Origin of the sequence: Achromobacter sp. Bel (assembly GCF_012928505.1) — a bacterium.
Classification (GTDB): Bacteria; Pseudomonadota; Gammaproteobacteria; order Burkholderiales; family Burkholderiaceae_B; genus Achromobacter.
This window is the reverse complement of sequence record NZ_JABBJN010000009.1, coordinates 13,294-33,027: the sequence shown is the minus strand read 5'-3', so window position 1 is coordinate 33,027 and position 19,734 is coordinate 13,294. Positions and strand designations below refer to the sequence as shown.

The window sequence follows — 19,734 nt, the reverse complement described above, 5'->3', positions numbered from 1 at the left end:
CTAGGATTCTCTACATGCGTATTGCAATTGCCGGCGCCAGCGGCCGTATGGGCCAGATGCTGATCGATGCCGTCCTCAAGTCCACCGACCTGCAACTGACGGTTGCGCTGGTCCGCAAGGGTTCCACCGCCCTGGGCCAGGATGCCGGCGCACCGCTCGGCCAACAGACGGGCGTGCTCATCACCGATGACCTCGATGCGCTGGCCAAGGCCGACTGCCTGATCGACTTCACCCGCCCCGAAGGCACGCTCGAGCACTTGCAGGCCTGCGTCAAGCACGGCACGCGCGCCGTGATCGGCACGACGGGTTTCGACGACAACGGCCGCGCCGCGATCGACGTCGCCGCGCAGAAGATCGCCATCGTGTTCGCGCCCAACATGAGCGTCGGCGTCAACGCCACGCTCAAGCTGCTGGACATGGCCGCGCGCATCCTCAATTCCGGCTACGACGTCGAAGTATTCGAAGCGCACCACCGCAACAAGGTCGACGCGCCGTCGGGCACTGCCCTGAAGATGGGCGAAACCATCGCATCGGCGTGGGATGTGGCCCTGCCTGACGTGGCCACCTGGAGCCGCCATGGCGACACCGGCGTGCGCAAGCCCGGCACCATCGGCTTCTCGGTCTTGCGCGGCGGCGATATCGTGGGCGATCACACGGTGTCGTTCTGCGGCATCGGCGAACGCATCGAGATCACGCACCGTTCGGCCAGCCGCGTCACGTACGCGGAAGGGGCGCTGCGCGCCGCACGCTTCCTGGAAGACAAGCACAACGGCCTGTACGACATGCAATCCGTGCTGGGCCTCTAAGGCCTGCACGCACAAAAAAGGATCCCTCGGGATCCTTTTTTTCGCCCGGCAAAAGGGCGGACGGCAAAAGCGCGGCGTCCGCTCAGACGACCACCGGCTCCGGCTCCAGCCTGACGCCATAGCGGTCGGCGACGGCTTGCTGAATGGCCTGCGCCAACCCCATGATGTCCGCCGCAGTGGCCCCGCCCCGATTCACCAGCACCAGCGCCTGCCGGTCATGCACGCCGGCCGCCCCCAACGTCCGCCCCTTCCAGCCGCACTGATCGATCAGCCAGCCCGCGGCCAGCTTGTAGCGGCCGTCCGGCTGGGCGTAGGACACCAGCCCGGGAAACTGTTCCGCCAGACGGTCGCGCACGCCGGCCGTCACGATGGGATTCTTGAAGAAGCTGCCTGCATTGCCGGTCACGGCGGGGTCGGGCAGCTTGGCGCGGCGGATCTCGCACACCGCGTCAAAAATGTCGCGGGCAGCCGGCGCGCCGTGCGCCAATCGCGGATGGCGCTGCAGGTCGGGGTAGCCCAGCACGGGTTGCCACGGCCGGGGCAACGCGAAACGCACACTGACGATGACCCAACGGCCGGGGGCGTCGTGCTTGAACGCGCTGTCGCGATAGGCGAAGCGACAATCGTCCGCACGCATTTCAATCAACCGCCCGGCCGGCACGTCCCAGGCAGTCAGGCTGTGCAAGCGCTCCTCGAACTCCACGCCATAAGCGCCGATGTTCTGCACGGGCGCGGCCCCGACCGTCCCCGGGATCAGCGCCAGGTTCTCCAGGCCGTCCCAGCCGTTGTTGACGCAGGTTTGCACGAAGCGGTGCCAGTTCTCGCCGCCCGCGGCCTCGACCAGCCACGCGTCGGGCCGCGCCTCCAGCAAACGCACGCCCTTGAAAGCCACCTGCGCAACCAGGCCCGGCACCCGCTCGGGCAGGACCACATTGCTGCCGCCGCCCAGCACCAGCAGGGAGTCGGCCTGCCGCGCCAGATCCGACAACGCGGGCAATTGCGCGGGATCGTCCAACGTGACGAACGCGTCGGCATGGGACGCCAACCCCAGCGTATTCAGGCGAGTCAGGTCTTGGGCAGTGGGGGGCAACGCAACGGGCGCGGGGCTGGAGGGGGCAGGATTTGACATGGGTGCTACTGGCTATGCTATAGTTTCTGTCTTCGCTCATATTACTTGATTGAGTGTTTGGGCCTGATGTTCAAGCAACATCATGCCCATGACAAACTCAAAAAAATCATGTAAGATGCGCGCCTTCTGATCGATAACCAAGTTGATCAGAGTGAATAAGAAAAAGGTTCTGGATCGTTTTTTCAGAATCCACGCGGGAGTAGCTCAGTTGGTAGAGCGCAACCTTGCCAAGGTTGAGGTCGCGAGTTCGAGACTCGTCTCCCGCTCCAAATTCAGATTTGCAGCGTTTTCCTGAAAATTCTGCAAATCATTAAAAAGGGCCTGCGGGCCCTTTTTTCATGCCCGCTCGATATGCATGCAGCATGCATGGCGGCACAGGCATGCCGGCACATCCATGCCACGCGAGGATGCCACCCGCGCACGGTGCGTTACCGCCCATCCGCGGTACATTCTCGGGCATGCCGCACTCCCATCCCCCCGCCTTCAATCCCTTGCTTGCCGTTTTATCCGGCCTGTCCCTGGCTGCGGGCGTGATCGCGGGCATTGCCGGCCTCACCACGAACTCCTCAGGCGGCATGTTCCCGAACCTGGCCTTGGCGCTGGGATTGATGGGGCTGGGCTTGGGCAACGCCATGTCGTTCCTCTGCAATCTGCTGGCCTGGCGGCTGGGCGCGCGCTTGCGGTGGCTGCGGATCGTGCTGATCATCCAAGCCCTGCCCACCATCGCCTTTGCCGCCATCGCATGCAAAGCCCTCTGGGACAACTGGCAGGACCGCCGCAGCCTCCAGCAACGCAGCGCCGTCTGGAACGCGGTGCGTAGCGACAACGTCGCCGCCCTGACCTTGGCGCGGCAGTCCTGCGGCACGGCATGCCGCGAAGGAATCACCGACCAGGGCCTGCTGATGAACGCGACAATGGCACGCGCCCACCATGTGGCCAGCCACCTGATCGCACAAGGCGCGACGGTCAGCGCCAGCCTGACCGCGCCCTCTATGGACCTGCACACCTGCGAAGGCCGGTACCTGCCGGCGCTTTCCACCTTGAGCGTCGCGGTCGCCAAGCGCGACGACGCGCTCGTGGCCCTGCTGCTGCCCGCGAGCGACATTGCGGCGCGGCGCGAGGCCATGTGGACGGCGGCAACGCTCGACCGCCTGGACACCGTGAAGACGCTCGCCGCCAACGGCGTGCCGCTGACCTTGCGCGGCAAGATCCTGGACCAGAACGACACCCTGCTCGTGGCGGCCGCAAGCGGCGCCGCCACGACAGTCGGCCGATGGCTCATCGACACCCAGGGCTTGCAAGTAGACGCCATCACCAACGGCCCAGACCCCTATCCCGGCACCGCGCCCATCGCCGCCTTGTCCGATTTCATGCGCGATACGCAATCGCCGCGAGCAATCGAGTTCCTGCGCCTGCTGCGCGCGCATGGCGCGGACCTGGACGCCCGGCCTCGCAACGGCACCTCCGCGCTTGAGGAGGCCGTGCGCATAGGCAGAAAGCCGGTCGCAGCCCAACTGATCGATGCGGGCGCAGACCCGGCCCGCTTGCCGCCTGCGGCGCGAACGCGCCTGGCCGAGCTGCTAGCCGGCCCGGACGAGCCGGCATTCCCCAAGCGCCGGACCGATTGCGTTCCTCCCTGAGTTGCCGGATATCAAACCTTCGGCAGACTCGGGCGCAGGCGCGGGCTCAACCCTCGCCTCGCTGGGCATAATCGATGGTCTTCCCGGCCGCGCGTGACGCACCCTCGGCCAATCCCCAAGGAGGCCTGCGCCATGAAGGGAATTAGCCGCGCGGTGTGGCTGCACCGCTTGAAAACCGCCAGCTACGCGATCGGTTCCGTCGTACTGATCAGCTGGGTCACTGACGCGCTGAACGAAGGACTCATGTTCAAGCCGCTGCTGCGCTACTTCTACCCGGCCGCGGTCGAAAACTACCTGCACCCGTTCACGGACCGCCCCAGCCTGATGATCTGGCTGATGCCCTTGCTGCTGGCGCTGTTGCTGATGTTCGCCTCTTCGATGATGACGGTGCATCACTTCAAACGGCGCGTCCTTTACCGCATGAGCCCTCCGATCGCTTCTTCGAAACCGGACCACCTGATCACGCTTGCGACCGGCGACCAGACGCTGCGCGGCCTTCCCCGCACCGCCCGGCGTCCCACGCTGCATGCCCTGTACAGGCAAGCCAGCGAAGTGGCGCCGCTGGAAAAAGCTTGCGCCGCCGCGGGCATCGCGCTGCACGCCCACGCCTTGCCCGATACCCGCGACATCCGCCAACTGACTCTGCGGCTTGACCGCATCCTCGCGCAGATACGCCACAATGCGGACCCCGCGGCGAGCATCGCATTCGACCTTGGCAGCCTGCCGCCCGAACTGGCCAGCGCGGCCACGATCGCCTGCCTGGAGAACAGCGTGATGCTGTGCTATCTGGACGCGCAACAGCAACTGCGCACGCACCGCGTCATTTGCGAAATAAGCGATTGAGCGCCCCAGGCCCGGCCATGAAATTCGACCTTGCTCCCCTCGCCGCGTGCAAACTTTTTAAATTTCTGTATACTTCCGCCTCTCTTGCAAAGAACAACGTTTCGGGTTGCACAAATCCAGATGTTTTCAGCGCGGGAAAATGCGGGAGTAGCTCAGTTGGTAGAGCGCAACCTTGCCAAGGTTGAGGTCGCGAGTTCGAGACTCGTCTCCCGCTCCAGATTTCGATTCGCAGCATTTCTTTGAAAATTCTGTGTATAATCGCTGTCTTTGGTGGAAACGGCCAAGCGAGAAGTCATCGCGAATTTCACCACTGCCTGCAGCAATGCATGCAGAGAGCAGTACAAAGCAGTAAGCAGCACAAAGCAGTACCCAAGCGGGAGTAGCTCAGTTGGTAGAGCGCAACCTTGCCAAGGTTGAGGTCGCGAGTTCGAGACTCGTCTCCCGCTCCAAATACAAAAAGGAAGCAACGGCCAACACCGCGCTTCCTTTTTTCTTGCAAGTGCTGGCGCAATGGCAGAGTGGTCATGCAGCGGATTGCAAATCCGTGTACGTCGGTTCGATTCCGGCTTGCGCCTCCAGCATCTTTTCCCCTCCCCCAAGCATCTCGTTACGCATCCCTACGCGCTGTCAATCGAATGATTGCTATGGTGACGCCGTTTTCATTTGACGTCGAACCCATGCACCGCATTCTGAATTTCCGCGCTTGTTCCCGCGCTTATTCCCCATTGCTGGCCTTGTCCGCCGCCGCCGTGCTATCGCTTGCGCCGCTGGCGGCCGAAGCCGATTCGGACCGCCACCACCATCGCCACGGCCGCGAGTACAAAGAGAAGTATTGGGAAGGCAACTGCAGGGTCGAGCGCAAATGGAAGCGCAACGGCGAGTACCAGGAAAAGCGCAAGTGCCGTGACGATTATCATCAGGGCTACATGGCACCGCCGCAGGTCATCATGCCCATGGCGGCGCCCGCGATCATCATCAACCCGCCCCCCATCATCATCCGGCCCTGAACATGGATCAATCGGTGAAGGACGCTATCGCCCGCTGGCCCGACGTGCCTGCAGTCTTCGGCTGGCTGTCGCTGGACGGCCGCGGCCGCTGGCGCCTGCACCCGCAAGGCCTGGCCACGCAAGGCGGCGAAGGCGAGTCCATTACCAACACCCAGATCCTGGATTTCATCAACCGCAACTACGGCCATGACGACGCGGGCCGCTGGTTCTTCCAGAACGGGCCGCAGCGCGTCTTCCTGCGGTTGGACGCCGCCCCGTTTGTGTTGCGGCTAAGCGACGACAGCGGCCGCCTGCTTACCCACACGAACCTGCCGGTCGAATCCGTCAGCGAATGGTGGCTGGATGACGCCGGTCAGCTGTATGCGATGACGCCGGCCGGCGGCGCGGTCGTGCTGGACCGGGATCTGCCCGCGCTGCTGGAAAAGCTGGTGTCGGATACCGGCGCGCCCTTGCTTGACGCGCTGGCCGACCTGCCCACCGGTCAAGTCATTCAGGCGTCATGGCCCGACGTCTACCCGGCCGCGCCGCTGCAAGCGATAGCCGGGAATGCCGTTGCGCAGGCACTGGGATTCGATCCCAATCCCCGCGCGGCGCAAGACTGATCCGGCCCAAGCCGGATCCACGCCCAGGATCAGAACATGCCATTGGTGTTGGCGGACTGCTCCGGGATGGGCTGCACCGCATCCCAATGCTCGACGATCTTGCCTTGCTCAAGCCGGAAGATATCGATGATGGCGTTGCCGCGCGTGCCGGGTTCGCGCACCGCGTGCACATGCAGGATCACATAATCGCCATCGGTGAAGACGCGCTTGATCTCGCTATGCGACTTCGGGAATTTATCGCGCAAAAAGGCGACGAACTTGCGAAAGCCCTCGGGGCCGTCGGCCGCGTTCGGGTTGTGCTGTACATAGCGGTCGCCCACATACTTCAGCGCGGCATCCGCATCCTTCTGGTTCAGCCCCTTCTCGTAGAAGGCCAGCACCGCGGCCTTGTTGGCGGCCTCTTGCTCGGGGCTTGCCTGGACGGCGGGTGACAAAGCGGCGGCAAACAGCAATGCACCCATGGCGCGGCGGATCAATCGCATCGGAACAATCATCAGGACTCCTGAATGGAAAAAGGGCGGCCGGCTCATTCTATGAGCCAGCCGCCCCGTCAACCATGGCCGTGCCGGTAGACAGTCTGGTGCGCGCAGCGGTCAGCCACGGCCGCTTTTGACCAGCGCGAACTTACCGTCGCCCAGCAGCGCCAGCACGGCGGCCGCGACGGTCAGGAAGATCGGATATTCCCAGCCGCCACCCGCGTTGCCGAAGCCCCAGCCATTGCCGAAGTGGACCGTGGACGCCACGAACAACTGCACCACCGCGATGGCGGCGACCCAGCGCGGCACGATGCCCAGGATCAGCAGCGCGCCCGCAGCGACTTCAAAGAACGTGACCGGGTAGGCCAGCCAGCCGGCAAAGCCGATCTTGGCGAAAAACTGCGCGGTGCCGGGCAGCGTGAACACCAGCAGTTTAGTCAGGCCGTGGGCCAGGAACATGACGCCAAGGGCGACACGCAGCAACAGCGCGGCGTAGGGCGCGGTACGGGTATCAATCATTGCGCTCTCCTTGAGCGGTTCGGGAATCGCCCAACACGGGATGATTCGTCTTGGGCGCTATTCTTGCGATTCCAAAAACAAAGATAAACATGCAGAATTGCAAATTATTGTTCCCCATTAGGAAACAATCTTGGACACCCATACCGCCATGCAGACCTTCGCCAAGGTCGTGGAACTGGGCTCATTCGCGGCTGCGGCCGACAAGATGGGACAGGCACGGTCCGTCGTGACGCGGCAGATCGCCTACCTGGAACAGAAGTACGGCGTGCGCCTCCTGAACCGCACCACGCGCAAGCTCAGCATGACCGACGCAGGTCGCGCGTTCTACGACCGCGTCCGCCCGATCCTGGCCGAAGTATCCGATCTGGAGCTGTCGCTGCAAGCCGAAGGCCAGCGTCCCAGCGGCCGCCTGCGGGTCAGCGCGCCGGTGTCCTTCGGCATCCTGCACCTGGGCCCCGCCATCGCCGAATACCTGCAGCGCTACCCTGATGTCGTCATCGACCTGGACCTGAACGACCGGGTGGTCGATCTGGTGGAAGACGGATTCGACGTCGCGGTGCGCATCGGCCCGTTGCTGGATTCGTCACTGGTGGCGCGCCCGCTGGCGCCGCAGCAATTGCGGGTCTGCGCGGCGCCCGCCTATCTGGCGCGCCACGGCACGCCCACAACGCCTGAAGACCTGAAGCAACACCGCTGCCTGCATTACGCCTACGCCAGCACCGGCAACGAATGGCATTTCGAAAAAGACGGCGTCACGCACCTGGTCCGCGTGAACGCGGCGCTGCGCGCCAACAACGGCGACGTGCTGCGCACCGCCTCGCTGGCCGGGCACGGGATCATCCTGCAGCCCGAATTCCTGGTGGGAGACGATATCCGCGCGGGACGGCTGGTGGCGCTGCTGGCCGACTACGCCCACACTCCCATCTCCATGTACGCCATCTATCCGCATCGGCGTTTCCTGTCACCCAAGGTGCGGTCTTTCGTTGAACACCTGGAAGCGCGCTTCGGCGCCCCGGCCGCTGCCGCCCCGGGACGGCGCGCCAGTCCCCGCCGCAGCCGTTAGAATCCTACCCATGACCGCCAAACCGTCCATCGAATACTTCCCCGCCCCCCGCCGTTCGCTTTTCTGCAGCCAGTGCGGCACGCCCGTCAACCGCCGGGTGCCGGAAGGCGACAACCGCGAACGCGACATCTGCGATCATTGCGGCGCGATCCACTACCAGAATCCGCGTCTGGTGGTCGGCACGGTCCCGGTCTGGGAAAACCGCATCCTGCTGTGCCGGCGCGCGATCGAACCGCGCTACAACACCTGGACGCTGCCCGCGGGCTTCATGGAGCTGAGCGAGAGCACCGCGCAAGGCGCCGCCCGCGAAACACTGGAGGAATCCGGTGCGCGCATCCGCCTGGGAGAGCTCTACACCCTGATCGACCTGCCCCAGATCGACCAGGTGCACGTGTTCTACCTGGCCCAGGCGCTGGGGCCCGAACTGGACCCCGGCCCTGAAAGCCTGGAAGCCCGCTGGTACGACGAAGCCGAGATTCCCTGGGACGACCTGGCGTTCCGTACCGTCGCAACGACGCTGCGACACTACTTCGAAGACCGCAAGCAAGGCGTCTTCGTCCCCCACCACTACACCCTAGAATCGCACCGTTGAAGCTGCCCTGGCTTGCCGCCGACACACCGTTTCCGCCAGCGGAATTCGCGCTGACAGAGCCTGACGGCCTGCTGGCGGCGGGCGCGGACCTGTCCCAGGAACGGTTGATCCAGGCCTACTCCAACGGGATCTTCCCCTGGTATTCGGAAGGCGAGCCCGTGCTGTGGTGGAGCCCCGATCCCCGCATGGTGCTGGCCCTTGCGGACTTTTCACCGTCGCATTCGCTGCGCAAGCTGCTGCGCCAGATCGCGGGCCAGGAACATGACGCGACGCCCCGGGTGCAGGTGCGCGTGGACACCGTCTTCCCGCAGGTGATGGCGCACTGCGCCGCCCCGCGCGACGGCCAGCCCGGCACCTGGATCACCGGCGCCATGCAGCAGGCCTATGCCGGTTGGCACCAGGCCGGATATGTGCACAGCATCGAGACCTGGATCGACGGCGAACTGGCGGGCGGCCTGTACGGCATCAGCCTGGGCCGGATGTTCTTCGGCGAATCCATGTTCACGCTCGTGCCCAACGCGTCGAAGATCGCCCTGGCCTACCTGGTGCGCTACCTGAGCGGCCATGGCGTGGCGTGCATCGATTGCCAGCAGCAGACGCGTCACCTGGCCAGCCTGGGCGCCCGCCCGATCGCCCGGTCGCGCTTTCTGCAGCATGTGCGCCAGACGACGGTACAACCGCCCATTCCCTGGGCGCGGGGAATCCTGGACAGCAGCGGGCGCCTGCGGCCCGAAGCCGCGCCCATCGCCGACTTCGGCGTTAATATGTAGCCATCCCGTCGCGGACTTGCCGTCGCGATGCGTAATCCCCCATGAGCCAGCTCAAAGAACTTCCCTTCTCCACGCTGCAGTTCTACGCAACCGCTCCCTACCCTTGCAGCTACCTGCCGGGTCGGCAGGCTCGGTCGCAGGTCGCCGCGCCCGGCCATCTGATCAACGCGGGCACTTATTCCCAGTTGGTCGAACAGGGCTTTCGCCGCAGCGGCCTGTTTACGTACCGCCCCCATTGCGACAACTGCCAGGCCTGCGTGCCCGTGCGCGTGGACACGGCCGGGTTTGCGCCCAACCGCAGCCAACGGCGGGCTTGGCGCGGCCACCAGGACCTGCAGTCTTTCGTGGCCGAACTGGCCTGGTCGCCCGAGCATTACCGGCTATATACGCGGTATCAACAGGGGCGGCATCCCGGCGGCGGCATGGATGAAGACAGCCGCACCCAATATGCGCAGTTCCTGCTGACCAGCCGCGTGAACACGCGCCTGGTGGAATTCCGCGACCCTGACGGGGTGCTGATGATGGTGTCCATCATCGACGTGCTGGACGACGGGTTGTCGTCGGTCTACACGTTCTACGATCCCGATGCCGAAGGCAGCCTGGGCACCTATAGCATCCTGTGGCAGATCGAGCAGTGCCGCAATCTGAACCTGCCCTGGCTGTACCTGGGCTACTGGATCGCGGACAGCCGCAAAATGTCCTATAAGTCCAGCTTCCACCCCGCGCAATTCCTGGCCGACGGCGAATGGCGCGATCAGGTTGTTCCGTCCCCCTGATTTCTCTGCCCCCGGGTGCCACGCGCCCTCGGCCCTGCCGCAAGGCCGGCGAAATTCGCTCTACAATTCCGCCCCATGTCTATCCTCTTCCACGCCTATCCCCTGGCCCGCCCGGCGCTGTTCGCCATGGACGCGGAAACCGCCCACGAAGTCACGCTGTCGGGCCTGCAACGCGCCTACGAGTGCGGCGCCACGCGCAAGCTGATGCATGCGCAGCCCACCGCCCCCAGCACGCTGATGGGCATGCAGCTGGCCAACCCGATCGGGCTGGCGGCGGGCCTGGACAAGAACGGCGCCTATATCGACGCGCTGGGTAACCTGGGGTTCGGTTTCATTGAAGTCGGCACGGTCACCCCGCGCGCGCAACCCGGCAATCCGAAGCCGCGGATGTTCCGACTGCCACGCGCCAATGCGCTGATCAACCGGCTGGGCTTCAACAATCAGGGCCTGGACGCGTTCCTGGCCAACGTGCAGCGCAGCCAATGGCGCAAGCAAGGCGGCATCCTGGGCCTGAACATCGGCAAGAACGCCGATACGCCGATCGAGCGCGCGGCCGATGATTACCTGATCGGCCTGGAAGGCGTGTACCCCCACGCCGACTATGTGACGGTGAATATTTCGTCGCCCAACACCAAGAACCTGCGCGCGCTGCAAAGCGGCGACGAACTGTCGGCGCTGCTGGCGCAATTGGCGGACAAGCGCCGGGCGCTGGAAGACCAGCACCAGCGCCGCGTGCCGATGGCGGTAAAGATCGCCCCCGACCTGACGCAGGAACAGATCGACGCGATCGCCGACACCCTGCCCCGCCACGGCATCGACGGCGTCATCGCCACCAACACCACGCTGTCGCGCGACGCAGTCGCGGGCCAGGCGCACGCCGACGAAGCCGGTGGCCTGTCCGGCGCGCCCGTGCATGAACTGTCATTGAAAGTGATCCGCCGCCTGAAGGAACAACTGGGCGACAGCCTGGCCATCATCGGCGTGGGCGGCGTACTGTCGGGCCAGCAGGCCCGCGAAAAAATGGCCGCCGGCGCACACGCCGTGCAGTTGTACACAGGCCTGATCTATCGCGGCCCGGCCCTGGTGGCGGAATGCGTGCGCGCGGTGTCCAAGAAATAAAGCTTGGGCCGCCCTGCGGGGCGCTTTTTCGTCGACGCGGCCGCACAAAAAAAAGGGGCCACCCTGTGGGTGGCCCTAATTCCAGCTCTGCTCTGTCACTCAACAGTACTACATTACTGCGATTTGCGCAGCATCGCGCGCCAGAGACTTAGGCGGGGCGACGGCTGCGGCTGGCGACCTTGGTGGCGGCGTCGGCGGCATCCGTTGCAGCCTTGAAGGTCGCGTTGGCGGCGGCATTCAGGTTCGACTCGGCGACTTCGGCAGCCTGCTTGGCAGCCTTGGTGACGGAATCGTAGGCGCTGGTCGCGGTGGCCAGCGACGACTTGAACAGGGCGACGGCGCTTTCCGAGCCGGCCGGGGCGTTCTTCGAGAACTGGTCGACGGCTTCGCTCAGCTGTTGCTGGCCTTCGGCGATCTGTTCTTCGGTCAACTTGACCAGGCTGCCCTGGACGCCGGCAACGATGTCATACACGTGCTTGGTGTAAGCCATGGCCTTTTCGGCGCCCGGCTGCAGCAGGCCGGAGGCGAACGCCGCAGCTTCTTGCGGGTCCTTCACTTCGGCGGCTTGTTGCGAACGCTGGGCGACTTCGTCCAGGGTGGCGCGAACGACCTTCAGATTCAGTTCAACCAGCTTTTCAAAGCCGGCGAAAACGGCGGACTGGGCGGCCACGAAAGTGTTGATGCTGGCCTTCTGGCGGTCCAGAACTTGTTGCGGAATTGCGCTCATAGAATGCTCCTTTAGGGGTAGCCGGACGCTTCCGGCAAGTCAGGATGGTTGTCTGCGACGAAAATTAAACGTGCGCGGAAACTGGTACTACAAGCTACCGCCGGCCCGTTTGATGCACTGCACAATTCACATTCTAGACTGGCAGGATTCCTTGTCAAGCAGTTTTTGTGCAACGCAACAAGTATTTGCACATTTACGGTGCACGCTTTGTGCATGCCTTTGATCCTGCTCAAGAATTTCCCATGATTCGGGAAATACCGGACATGACGGCGTATCAATTCTTTTCTAAACTGCTTTCACGCTGATGACAGACAAATACAAATCAAAAGTCAGCGGTCAATAACTAAATCGCAGCAAGCAAAACCCCTGCAATTGGAGACTTCATGACCCTCATTCCCCGCACGCTTTCGGCCCTGCTCGCGGCCAGCGCCATGCTCGCGGCCGGCGCCGCCCACGCGGAATATCCGGAGCGCCCCATCAATATGGTGGTGCCATTCGCTGCAGGCGGCCCGACCGACAACGTCGCCCGCTCGCTGGCGGAAGCCATGCGGCCGAGTCTGGGCCAGACGGTTGTGGTCGAAAACAAGGGTGGCGCCGGCGGCACCATCGGCACGACGCAAGTCGCCCGCGCCCAGCCGGACGGCTATTCCATCCTGCTGATGCACGCCGGCTTCTCCACGGCACCGTCGCTGTACAAGAACCCCGGCTACGACCCGTACAAGAGCTTCGAGCCCATCGGCCTGGTCGTCGATGTGCCCATGACCATCATCGCCCGCTCCGACTTCCCGCCCAACAACATCAAGGAGTTGGCCGAGTACGTCAAACAGAACAAGGACAAGGTCTCGCTGGCCAACGCCGGTATCGGCGCCGCCAGCCACCTGTGCGGCACCATGCTGGTCGAAGCGCTGGGCGTCCAGTTGCTGACGATCCCCTACAAGGGCACCGCGCCGGCCATGAACGACCTGCTGGGCAAGCAGGTGGACCTGCTGTGCGACCAGACCACCAACACCACGCAGCAGATCGAAAGCGGCAAGGTCAAGGCCTACGCCGTGACCAGCCTGCAGCGCGTTCCCACCCTGCCCAAGCTGCCGACCATGGACGAGTCCGGCTACAAGGGCTTCGAGGTGGGCATCTGGCACGGGATGTGGGTGCCGAAGGGCACGCCCAAGCCGGTGGTGGACAAGCTGATCAAGAGCCTGCAGGCCGGCCTGGCCGACCCCAAGTTCCAGGAGCGCATGAAGCAATTGGGCGCCACGGTGCTGACGTCCGAAGCGAACCCGCAAGCGCTGGAAGCCAAGGTCAAGCAGCAAGTGCCCCAGTGGGCCGAGCTGTTCAAGAAGGCCGGCGTCGAACAGCAATAAAGGGCGGCCCTGCCGAAACAGGGCCTTCCAACGAAAAAAGCCCCCGCAAGGGGGCTTTTTCCTGGGCGGCTAGCGCCGCGGTCAGGACGGCCGCAACGCTTCCGCCGCCATCCCCAGCCCGTTGAAACCGGTGGATACGGACGGCTCGTAACCCAAGGCTTCGGAAATGCTGGCCGCCGTGTCGACCAGGGCCTTGATCCAGTCGTCTTGCAGGCGTTCGGCCGGGGCCGAGATCGACAGGCCCGCCACCAGCTTGCCGGTGTCGTCGAAAATGCCCGCGGCGATGCAGCGCACGCCGAGTTCCAGTTCCTCGTTGTCGCGGGCGTAGCCGTGGCGGCGCACCAGGGCCAGTTCGCGCTCCAGGCGGTCCAGGTCAGTCAGGCTATTGCGCGTGTGGCCGGCCAGGCCGGTGCGCAGCGCATAGGCGCGGACCTGGCGCGTGTCGCCGGTGGACAGGAAAAGCTTGCCGGTGGAGGTCAGGTGCAAGGGGGCGCGGCCGCCGATGGCACGCACCACCTGCATGCCGGAACGTTCGCTCCAGGCGCGGTCGATGTAGACGATTTCGTCGCCTTGCTGGACCGACAGGTTGATCGTCTGCCCCGTCAGCTTGTGCAGCGAACGCATGGCCGAAATCGCCGCCTCGCGCACGTTCAGACGCCCTTTCACCAGCGAACCCAATTCCAGCAGGCGCATGCCCAGCTGGTACAGGCCGTTATCGACGCGTTCGACGTAGCGGCCCACGACCAGGTCGTTCAGGATGCGGTGCGCGGTGGAGGCATGCAATCCGGTGGTCGCGGACAATTCCTTGAGCGTCACGGGATCCTGCTGCGCGGCAAGCGCATCCAGCAGGCGCATGGCGCGCTCGATCACCTGGATGGCGATGGGATGGGCGGAAGCGCCTTCGGTTTCGGCGTCCAGAGGATTGCGGGGGGGCGAAAGACGGGGCATAGGGGAAGGTTGGGGCTTTGTGCCGCGCCGCCGAAAAAACCGGCCTTGCGGCAACGCAGCAAACAGTTCTTTCCCGTATTGTGAAATTTACCGCGCCATTTGGCAATCGCTTTTTTTCGGCAATAAACGGGTACGCACCCGTTTATTGCTGATCAGGCTCAGTTGGCGGGCGGCGGCGCCAGCTTGCCGCCCAGGCGGAGCACTTCGGCCCGCAGAAACGCCAATGCCTCTGCGCAAGCGGCGGGTTCGCCCTTGACGCCCAACTCGATGTGCGGCGTGCCGCCGGCTTCGCCGACGCTCGGCAGGCTGAATGCGCGCACGTCCGGCCAGCGCGTTTCGACGCTGACCATGGCCGGCGTGATGCGCGACTCGGGCATGCTGAACACCAGGAAGGAATGCTCCACATGGGCGCGCACATGCTGCAGTGCACGATAACGCGTATCCAGGGTCCATTCCAGCATCGGCCACGCCATGACGGGAAAGCCCGGCACGAACGTGTGGTCCCGGATGAAGAAGCCCGGGATGCGGTTATACGGGTTCGGGACGATCTCGCAGCCTTGCGGGAACATGCCCATCTGCAGGCGCTGCTGGTTCTCGGGCGCGCTCATGTCGGCGGTGCCCTGCCCCTTGGCCGCCATTTCGGCGGTGCGCAAGGCGATCGCCTCTTCGGCTTCGGGGTGCAAGGCCAACGGCAAGCCCAGCGCCGCGGCGGCGGCCTGGCGGGTGTGGTCGTCGGGCGTCCCGCCGATACCGCCGCACGAGAGCACGACGTCGCCGGTGGCGAAGCTGCGCCGATAGGCGGCAGCCAGCGTATCGCGGTCGTCGGGCAGCACTTCGGCCCAGCTCAACTGCATGCCGCGCGCGCTGAGCAGCTCGACGACCTTGGAAAAATGCTTGTCCTGACGGCGGCCGGAGAGGATTTCATCTCCGACGATGATGAGGCCAATGCGGCGGGCGGCGGATTCTGCGGCCATGTCCGATTCCAGAAGATAAGGGGAAGACGCCGGTCAGGCGTCGATGACGCGGTCCTCGCGCAAACGCTTGAGCGCTTCCAGTCCGTAATGCGCGTAGACCAGCGCCGAGAACACCGGCAGGATAATCCACGCGGGCGGCAACAGGTTCAACAGCGAGCAGATCAGGCCGATGCTCCAGAAGCCGCCGTTGTTGCGTTCCAGGATCAGCTTGCGTTCTTCGGGGCTGGCATGCTCGACGATCGCGTCCACGCGCATCATGCGCGAGAACGCAAATGCCCACCAGAAGATCGACAGCACGATGGCCATCGGCGGCACCAGCCACAACGGCAGCGTCAACAGCCAGCCTGCGGCAAACGCCGCGGACACCCATACCGCGTTCCAGACGCTGACCGCGGTGGCGTTCTTGCCTTGCCGCGTGACGCTGGCGTATTCGCGCTGCCCGACGTGGCGCAGCACGAGCGGCATCACGAAGACCGCCGCGATCGCCAGACCGAGGATGCCCGATACCGGCAGCAGGATGGCCACCGCAATGATGGGCACCAGATAGATCTTGAGCGAAAACAGGCCCATCGCCAACATCCAGTCCTCTGCGCGGTTCACGAAGTCCCAGCGGGCGGCCTCGGCGGCCAGCCACTCGTTGAGCGGCGTCCAGAACAGGTACAACAGCAGGAAGGCGCCGATGAGCGCAATCAGGAAGGGCAGCAGCACCGCGAACAGCATGGTCGGGTGGCATTGGGAGACGAGCGCGCGCTTGAAGGCCTGGCCCACGCTGACGGCGCCGGCCCCGGCGGCGGTCAGGCGGCCGTTGCCGGGCGGGGTGGAATCAGTGCGCAATGCGGTCATGGGAGCGGAAAAAGGCGGTGGACATCCCGGGTATGATAGTCAAACACGCCTTCATCTGCTGACATGTCTCTACTTGTACCCGGCACCGACCTTGCCGCCCTGCGCGCGCGGCTTGGCGCAATCCCCGACACCTGGCTGGTCGCCTGTTTCTGCGCGGCGTGGTGCGACACCTGCGAACAGTACAAGCCCAAACTGCAAGCACTGGCCGCCACGCTGCCGCAGCACGTCTTCGCATGGATCGACATCGAAGACCACGCGGAGCTGCTGGGCGACGAAGACGTCGAGAACTTCCCCACCCTGCTGGTGCAGATCGGCGCCCGCGTCGTGTTCTACGGCCCTATGCTGCCGCACATCGGACACCTGGAGCGGCTGCTGGAAAGCGTGGATGAAAACAGCCCGGCCGTCGCCACGGCGCTGCCGGACCTGACGAAGCTGCTGGCGGCCTGAGCCGCGCATCCGCAATAAAAAACCCGCAAGGCCTTCGCGTTGCGGGTTTTTTCATGGCCGGGCAGCCACAAGAGAAAGGCAATCAGTTCTTGCGCGAGCCGCCCAACAGCACCGCCACCTGGCGCTTGGGCGCCGAGGACGAATTGCCATTGTTGTTGTTGCCGGGCGCCGGCTCTTCGGCCGTCGAGGAGGAAGCCTGCGGCTCGTAGGGCTTCAGGAAGAAATCATCCACCGGCTGGCGCGAACCGCCGGAGGTGTAGCCCGAGCGGCGGTCCGACGAACGGCCGCGGTCGCCACGATCGCTGCGGTCGCCGCGGCCGGCTTCGCGGCCTTCGCGCGACGAACCCGTGCGCTCGTCGCTGCGGCGGTGGCTGCGCGCCACGGCGTCGGCCGGCAGGTCGAGCGTGCCGCGCGGCACTTCGCGCTTGATCAGCTTTTCGATATCGAGCAGGAAACGCTCTTCGTCGGCCGTGAACAGCGCGATGGCTTCGCCGGATGCGCCTGCGCGGCCGGTGCGGCCGATGCGGTGCACGTAGTCTTCCGCGTTGTAGGGCAGGTCGTAGTTGATGACGCAAGGCACGCCTGCCACGTCCAGGCCGCGGGCGGCCACGTCAGTCGCCACCAGCACTTCGAGTTCGCCGGCCTTGAACGCTTCCAGCGCTTTCATGCGGTCGGCCTGCGTCTTGTCGCCGTGGATCGATTCGGCCTTGACGCCGTCGCGTTCCAGTTCGCGAGCCAGGCGCGCCGTGCCGATCTTGGTGTTCGAGAACACGATGACCTGCTTCAGGCCGCGCGACTTCACCAGATGCACGACGGCGGCGCGCTTCGCGTCGCTGGACATCTTGTAGGCGATCTGCGTGATCGTCGTGGCCGTGGCGTTACGCGCCGCGACTTCGATTTCGACGGGGTGGTTCAGGTACGAACGGCCCAGCTTGCGGATTTCGTTGCTGAAGGTGGCCGAAAACAGCAGGCCCTGACGCTGCGTGGGCAACAGGCGGATGATGCGTTCCAGGTCGGGCAAGAAGCCCATATCCAGCATGCGGTCCGCTTCATCCAGCACCAGGATGCCGACCTGGCTCAGGTTCACGTTCTTTTGCTCGACGTGGTCCAGCAGGCGGCCGGGGGTCGCCACCAGCACTTCGCAACCGCGGCGCAGCGCTTCTTTTTGCGGACCGATATCCACGCCGCCGAACACCACGGCCGAACGCAGCGGCGTCTGCTTGCTATAGCGCTTGACGCTTTCGTACACCTGGTCGGCCAGTTCACGCGTGGGCGTGAGGATCAGCGCACGCACCGGGTGACGCGCGGGCGACGCGCTGGTGTTGGCCAGCGGCATCAGCCGGTGCAGGATGGGCAGCGTGAATGCGGCCGTCTTGCCGGTGCCCGTCTGGGCAGCGCCCATGACATCACGCCCTTCCACCACGACGGGGATGGCTTGGGCCTGGATGGGTGTGGGGATGGTGTAGCCGGTTTCGGCGATGGATTGCAGCAACAGCGGATGCAGCCCGAAATCGGCGAACGTCGGCGCGGGCGCGTCAACGGGGGGTGCTACGGATTGTGTGGATTCAGTCATCAGGGTTTGGCAGATACCGGGACCAGTGAAAAAGAACAAAACGAGAGTGCTACATGCACTGCACTACATATGCATCGGGGCAATCCAAATACGCGTGGTCGCAACGCGACGGCACGCTTGTGCCGCAAAGCGCTTTCGGCTTCGCGGACAATCGGCACCCTGCCTTGCAGGCCAGTCGGCGCATTATGGATTCGATACTTATGAGGGCAGTACCAGGCCCGGATTGCTGTGGATAACTTAATTTTAGCGCAGCCGCCTTACCACACGCTCAAACAGCGCGTATGTCCACCAGATGGACGATTTGTGACCGAAATAAGGACGTCAGCCCGCGAGCCAGCGCAGGCCCCACAACACGACCATGCCGACAATGATCACCATCACCGCGCTGCGGGTGCGCAAGAACACCAGGATGGCAACCACGCCGGCCACCAGTTTGTAGTCGAATACCGGCCCCAACCCCGCCTTCCAGGGCAGCAGGTCCGGCACCACGATAGCCGTCAGCGCCGCGGCGGGCGCGTAGCGCAACGCGCGGCGCACGCCGTCCGGCAGCGGGATGTAGTCGCCGAACAGCATGAAGCCCGCTCGCGTCAGCACGCTGCACAGGGCCAGCAGCAGGATGGCGGAATAGACGTAGAGCTCGGAGGGCCAGAGGGTCATGGTCGCGCCTTGAAGAAACGTTCAGCCCACATGCCGGCCACCACACCGGCGATAACGGCCGCCGCCAGCCCCAGACGCAACGGCAGCACCTGGCCGACCCAGGCGACAACGCCGGCCGCCAGCATGGACACGAGCATCGGCTTGGAGCTGGCCAGCGGCACCGTGATCGCCAGCAGCGCCAGCACCGCGGCGAAATCCAGCGACCAGTTCGTGGGCACCATCGCCCCCAGATAGATGCCGACGATCGACGACGACTGCCAGACCAGCCAGCCTGGCACGATCGTGCCCAGGAAGAACCACAGCTGTTCGCGCGTGCCGCGCTCGGCCGAATCGCCATAGCGCGGCATGAACAGCACGAAGCCCATGTCGGTCGTGAAGTAGCCCAGTCCCAGCCGCTTGGGCCAGGACATGTGCCGGAAATAGGGATGGAGCGCCGCGCCGAAGATGATGAAACGCAGGTTGACGACGCAGCCAGCGGCGAAAATCAGCCACAGCGGCGCGCCCGTGGCGATCAGCGGCAACGACGTCAATTGGGCGGACCCCGCGTAGAGCAGCAGCGTCATGGCCAGCGCCATGGTCTCGGTCAGGCCGGACTTGACCATGGCCACACCGGTCACCAGGCCCCAGGTCGCCGTGGCGATGAGGGCAGGAACGATGGCATGGATGCCGGAGCGGAATGCGGCCAGGCGTTCCTGGCGGATTTCGGGAAGCGCGGATTCAGAGGACAACGGCTGACCCCTGGCGATTCGGACAGGACGACATGGGAACTCTAACGGGTTGCGCGGGCCGAATGGCACCACGCCGGTGCGCGGATAGGCCGGTATTGTAACCTCGCCGCTTGATACAATAGGCGCCTCGAGTT

General features: G+C 64.6%; 22 protein-coding genes and 4 tRNA genes. 16 read left to right on the top strand and 10 right to left on the bottom strand.

Features of this window, described 5'->3' with window-relative positions; translation table 11 throughout:
• The first annotated feature begins 14 nt into the window (after window positions 1-14).
• Window positions 15-806: a 4-hydroxy-tetrahydrodipicolinate reductase gene (dapB, locus tag HG262_RS08120; protein WP_169270524.1), complete on the top strand. Its 792-nt coding sequence runs from the start codon at window positions 15-17 to the stop codon at window positions 804-806.
• A gap of 82 nt (window positions 807-888) precedes the next feature.
• On the opposite strand, the gene murB is transcribed toward dapB, so the two are convergent.
• A complete protein-coding gene (gene murB, locus HG262_RS08115; RefSeq protein WP_169270523.1) occupies window positions 889-1,935 on the bottom strand; it encodes a UDP-N-acetylmuramate dehydrogenase in 1,047 nt (348 codons plus the stop codon).
• Between the two features lie 193 nt (window positions 1,936-2,128).
• On the opposite strand from murB, the gene HG262_RS08110 reads away from it, so the two are divergent.
• The 8 genes from HG262_RS08110 to HG262_RS08075 all read left to right on the top strand — a co-directional run bounded on the left by HG262_RS08110 (window position 2,129) and on the right by HG262_RS08075 (window position 6,027).
• Window positions 2,129-2,204: transfer RNA gene (locus HG262_RS08110), tRNA-Gly, on the top strand.
• A gap of 189 nt (window positions 2,205-2,393) precedes the next feature.
• Window positions 2,394-3,575, top strand: a complete 1,182-nt coding sequence (locus tag HG262_RS08105; protein WP_169270522.1) for a hypothetical protein — start codon at window positions 2,394-2,396, stop codon at window positions 3,573-3,575.
• Window positions 3,576-3,707: 132 nt separating this feature from the next.
• Window positions 3,708-4,418, top strand: a complete 711-nt coding sequence (locus HG262_RS08100) for a hypothetical protein (protein WP_169270521.1) — start codon at window positions 3,708-3,710, stop codon at window positions 4,416-4,418.
• 141 nt (window positions 4,419-4,559) lie between these two features.
• Window positions 4,560-4,635, top strand: a tRNA-Gly gene (locus HG262_RS08095).
• Between the two features lie 156 nt (window positions 4,636-4,791).
• Window positions 4,792-4,867: transfer RNA gene (locus HG262_RS08090), tRNA-Gly, on the top strand.
• 55 nt (window positions 4,868-4,922) lie between these two features.
• Window positions 4,923-4,996 (top strand) — tRNA-Cys (locus HG262_RS08085).
• Window positions 4,997-5,062: 66 nt separating this feature from the next.
• Entirely contained in the window at window positions 5,063-5,425 is a 363-nt protein-coding gene (locus HG262_RS08080; RefSeq protein ID WP_169270520.1) for a hypothetical protein, read from the top strand.
• 2 nt (window positions 5,426-5,427) lie between these two features.
• Window positions 5,428-6,027: a DUF2946 family protein gene (locus HG262_RS08075; protein ID WP_169270519.1), complete on the top strand. Its 600-nt coding sequence runs from the start codon at window positions 5,428-5,430 to the stop codon at window positions 6,025-6,027.
• A 29-nt stretch (window positions 6,028-6,056) separates the two neighbouring features.
• On the opposite strand, the gene HG262_RS08070 is transcribed toward HG262_RS08075, so the two are convergent.
• A complete protein-coding gene (locus tag HG262_RS08070) occupies window positions 6,057-6,488 on the bottom strand; it encodes a nuclear transport factor 2 family protein (RefSeq protein ID WP_211187026.1) in 432 nt (143 codons plus the stop codon).
• 132 nt (window positions 6,489-6,620) lie between these two features.
• Window positions 6,621-7,022, bottom strand: a complete 402-nt coding sequence (locus HG262_RS08065; RefSeq protein ID WP_169270518.1) for a DoxX family protein — start codon at window positions 7,020-7,022, stop codon at window positions 6,621-6,623.
• A gap of 130 nt (window positions 7,023-7,152) precedes the next feature.
• Here HG262_RS08065 and HG262_RS08060 point away from each other — a divergent pair, with 130 nt between their 5' ends.
• The 5 genes from HG262_RS08060 to HG262_RS08040 all read left to right on the top strand — a co-directional run bounded on the left by HG262_RS08060 (window position 7,153) and on the right by HG262_RS08040 (window position 11,342).
• Window positions 7,153-8,085 carry a LysR family transcriptional regulator gene (locus tag HG262_RS08060; protein ID WP_169270517.1) on the top strand — a complete coding sequence of 311 codons (933 nt, stop codon included), beginning with the start codon at window positions 7,153-7,155 and terminating at the stop codon, window positions 8,083-8,085.
• A gap of 10 nt (window positions 8,086-8,095) precedes the next feature.
• On the top strand, window positions 8,096-8,677 hold the full coding sequence (locus HG262_RS08055; RefSeq protein WP_169270516.1) for an NUDIX hydrolase: 582 nt from the start codon (window positions 8,096-8,098) through the stop codon (window positions 8,675-8,677).
• Window positions 8,674-9,447, top strand: coding sequence for a leucyl/phenylalanyl-tRNA--protein transferase (gene aat, locus HG262_RS08050; protein WP_169270515.1), 774 nt, complete (start codon window positions 8,674-8,676; stop codon window positions 9,445-9,447). The genes HG262_RS08055 and aat overlap by 4 nt, the downstream gene beginning before the upstream one ends.
• Before the next feature lie 41 nt (window positions 9,448-9,488).
• Entirely contained in the window at window positions 9,489-10,223 is a 735-nt protein-coding gene (locus tag HG262_RS08045) for an arginyltransferase (protein WP_169270514.1), read from the top strand.
• A gap of 75 nt (window positions 10,224-10,298) precedes the next feature.
• A complete protein-coding gene (locus tag HG262_RS08040; protein WP_169270513.1) occupies window positions 10,299-11,342 on the top strand; it encodes a quinone-dependent dihydroorotate dehydrogenase in 1,044 nt (347 codons plus the stop codon).
• Between the two features lie 148 nt (window positions 11,343-11,490).
• Here the strand turns inward: HG262_RS08040 and phaP are convergent, their stop codons facing one another.
• Window positions 11,491-12,069, bottom strand: a complete 579-nt coding sequence (gene phaP, locus HG262_RS08035) for a TIGR01841 family phasin (RefSeq protein ID WP_169270512.1) — start codon at window positions 12,067-12,069, stop codon at window positions 11,491-11,493.
• Window positions 12,070-12,452: 383 nt separating this feature from the next.
• Between phaP and HG262_RS08030 the strand changes: the two genes are divergently transcribed.
• Window positions 12,453-13,430 carry a tripartite tricarboxylate transporter substrate binding protein BugD gene (locus HG262_RS08030; protein ID WP_169270511.1) on the top strand — a complete coding sequence of 326 codons (978 nt, stop codon included), beginning with the start codon at window positions 12,453-12,455 and terminating at the stop codon, window positions 13,428-13,430.
• Window positions 13,431-13,511: 81 nt separating this feature from the next.
• Here HG262_RS08030 and HG262_RS08025 read toward each other — a convergent pair whose 3' ends face one another.
• The 3 genes from HG262_RS08025 to HG262_RS08015 form a co-directional block, all read right to left on the bottom strand.
• The gene (locus tag HG262_RS08025) at window positions 13,512-14,378 is read right to left on the bottom strand and encodes an IclR family transcriptional regulator (RefSeq protein ID WP_169270510.1); all 867 of its coding nucleotides are present in this window, start codon (window positions 14,376-14,378) and stop codon (window positions 13,512-13,514) included.
• 158 nt (window positions 14,379-14,536) lie between these two features.
• Window positions 14,537-15,352 (bottom strand): molybdopterin-binding protein, encoded by an 816-nt coding sequence (locus HG262_RS08020; RefSeq protein WP_169270509.1) that lies wholly within the window; start codon window positions 15,350-15,352, stop codon window positions 14,537-14,539.
• 33 nt (window positions 15,353-15,385) lie between these two features.
• Entirely contained in the window at window positions 15,386-16,195 is an 810-nt protein-coding gene (locus HG262_RS08015; RefSeq protein WP_169270508.1) for an EI24 domain-containing protein, read from the bottom strand.
• 63 nt (window positions 16,196-16,258) lie between these two features.
• Between HG262_RS08015 and HG262_RS08010 the strand changes: the two genes are divergently transcribed.
• Entirely contained in the window at window positions 16,259-16,642 is a 384-nt protein-coding gene (locus HG262_RS08010) for a thioredoxin family protein (protein WP_169270507.1), read from the top strand.
• A gap of 82 nt (window positions 16,643-16,724) precedes the next feature.
• On the opposite strand, the gene HG262_RS08005 is transcribed toward HG262_RS08010, so the two are convergent.
• From HG262_RS08005 to HG262_RS07995, 3 genes are all read right to left on the bottom strand, one after another.
• The gene (locus tag HG262_RS08005; protein WP_211187015.1) at window positions 16,725-18,215 is read right to left on the bottom strand and encodes a DEAD/DEAH box helicase; all 1,491 of its coding nucleotides are present in this window, start codon (window positions 18,213-18,215) and stop codon (window positions 16,725-16,727) included.
• A 321-nt stretch (window positions 18,216-18,536) separates the two neighbouring features.
• Window positions 18,537-18,872 (bottom strand): AzlD domain-containing protein, encoded by a 336-nt coding sequence (locus HG262_RS08000; RefSeq protein WP_169270506.1) that lies wholly within the window; start codon window positions 18,870-18,872, stop codon window positions 18,537-18,539.
• On the bottom strand, window positions 18,869-19,600 hold the full coding sequence (locus HG262_RS07995; protein ID WP_169270505.1) for an AzlC family ABC transporter permease: 732 nt from the start codon (window positions 19,598-19,600) through the stop codon (window positions 18,869-18,871). The genes HG262_RS08000 and HG262_RS07995 overlap by 4 nt, the downstream gene beginning before the upstream one ends.
• Window positions 19,601-19,734 lie beyond the last annotated feature (134 nt).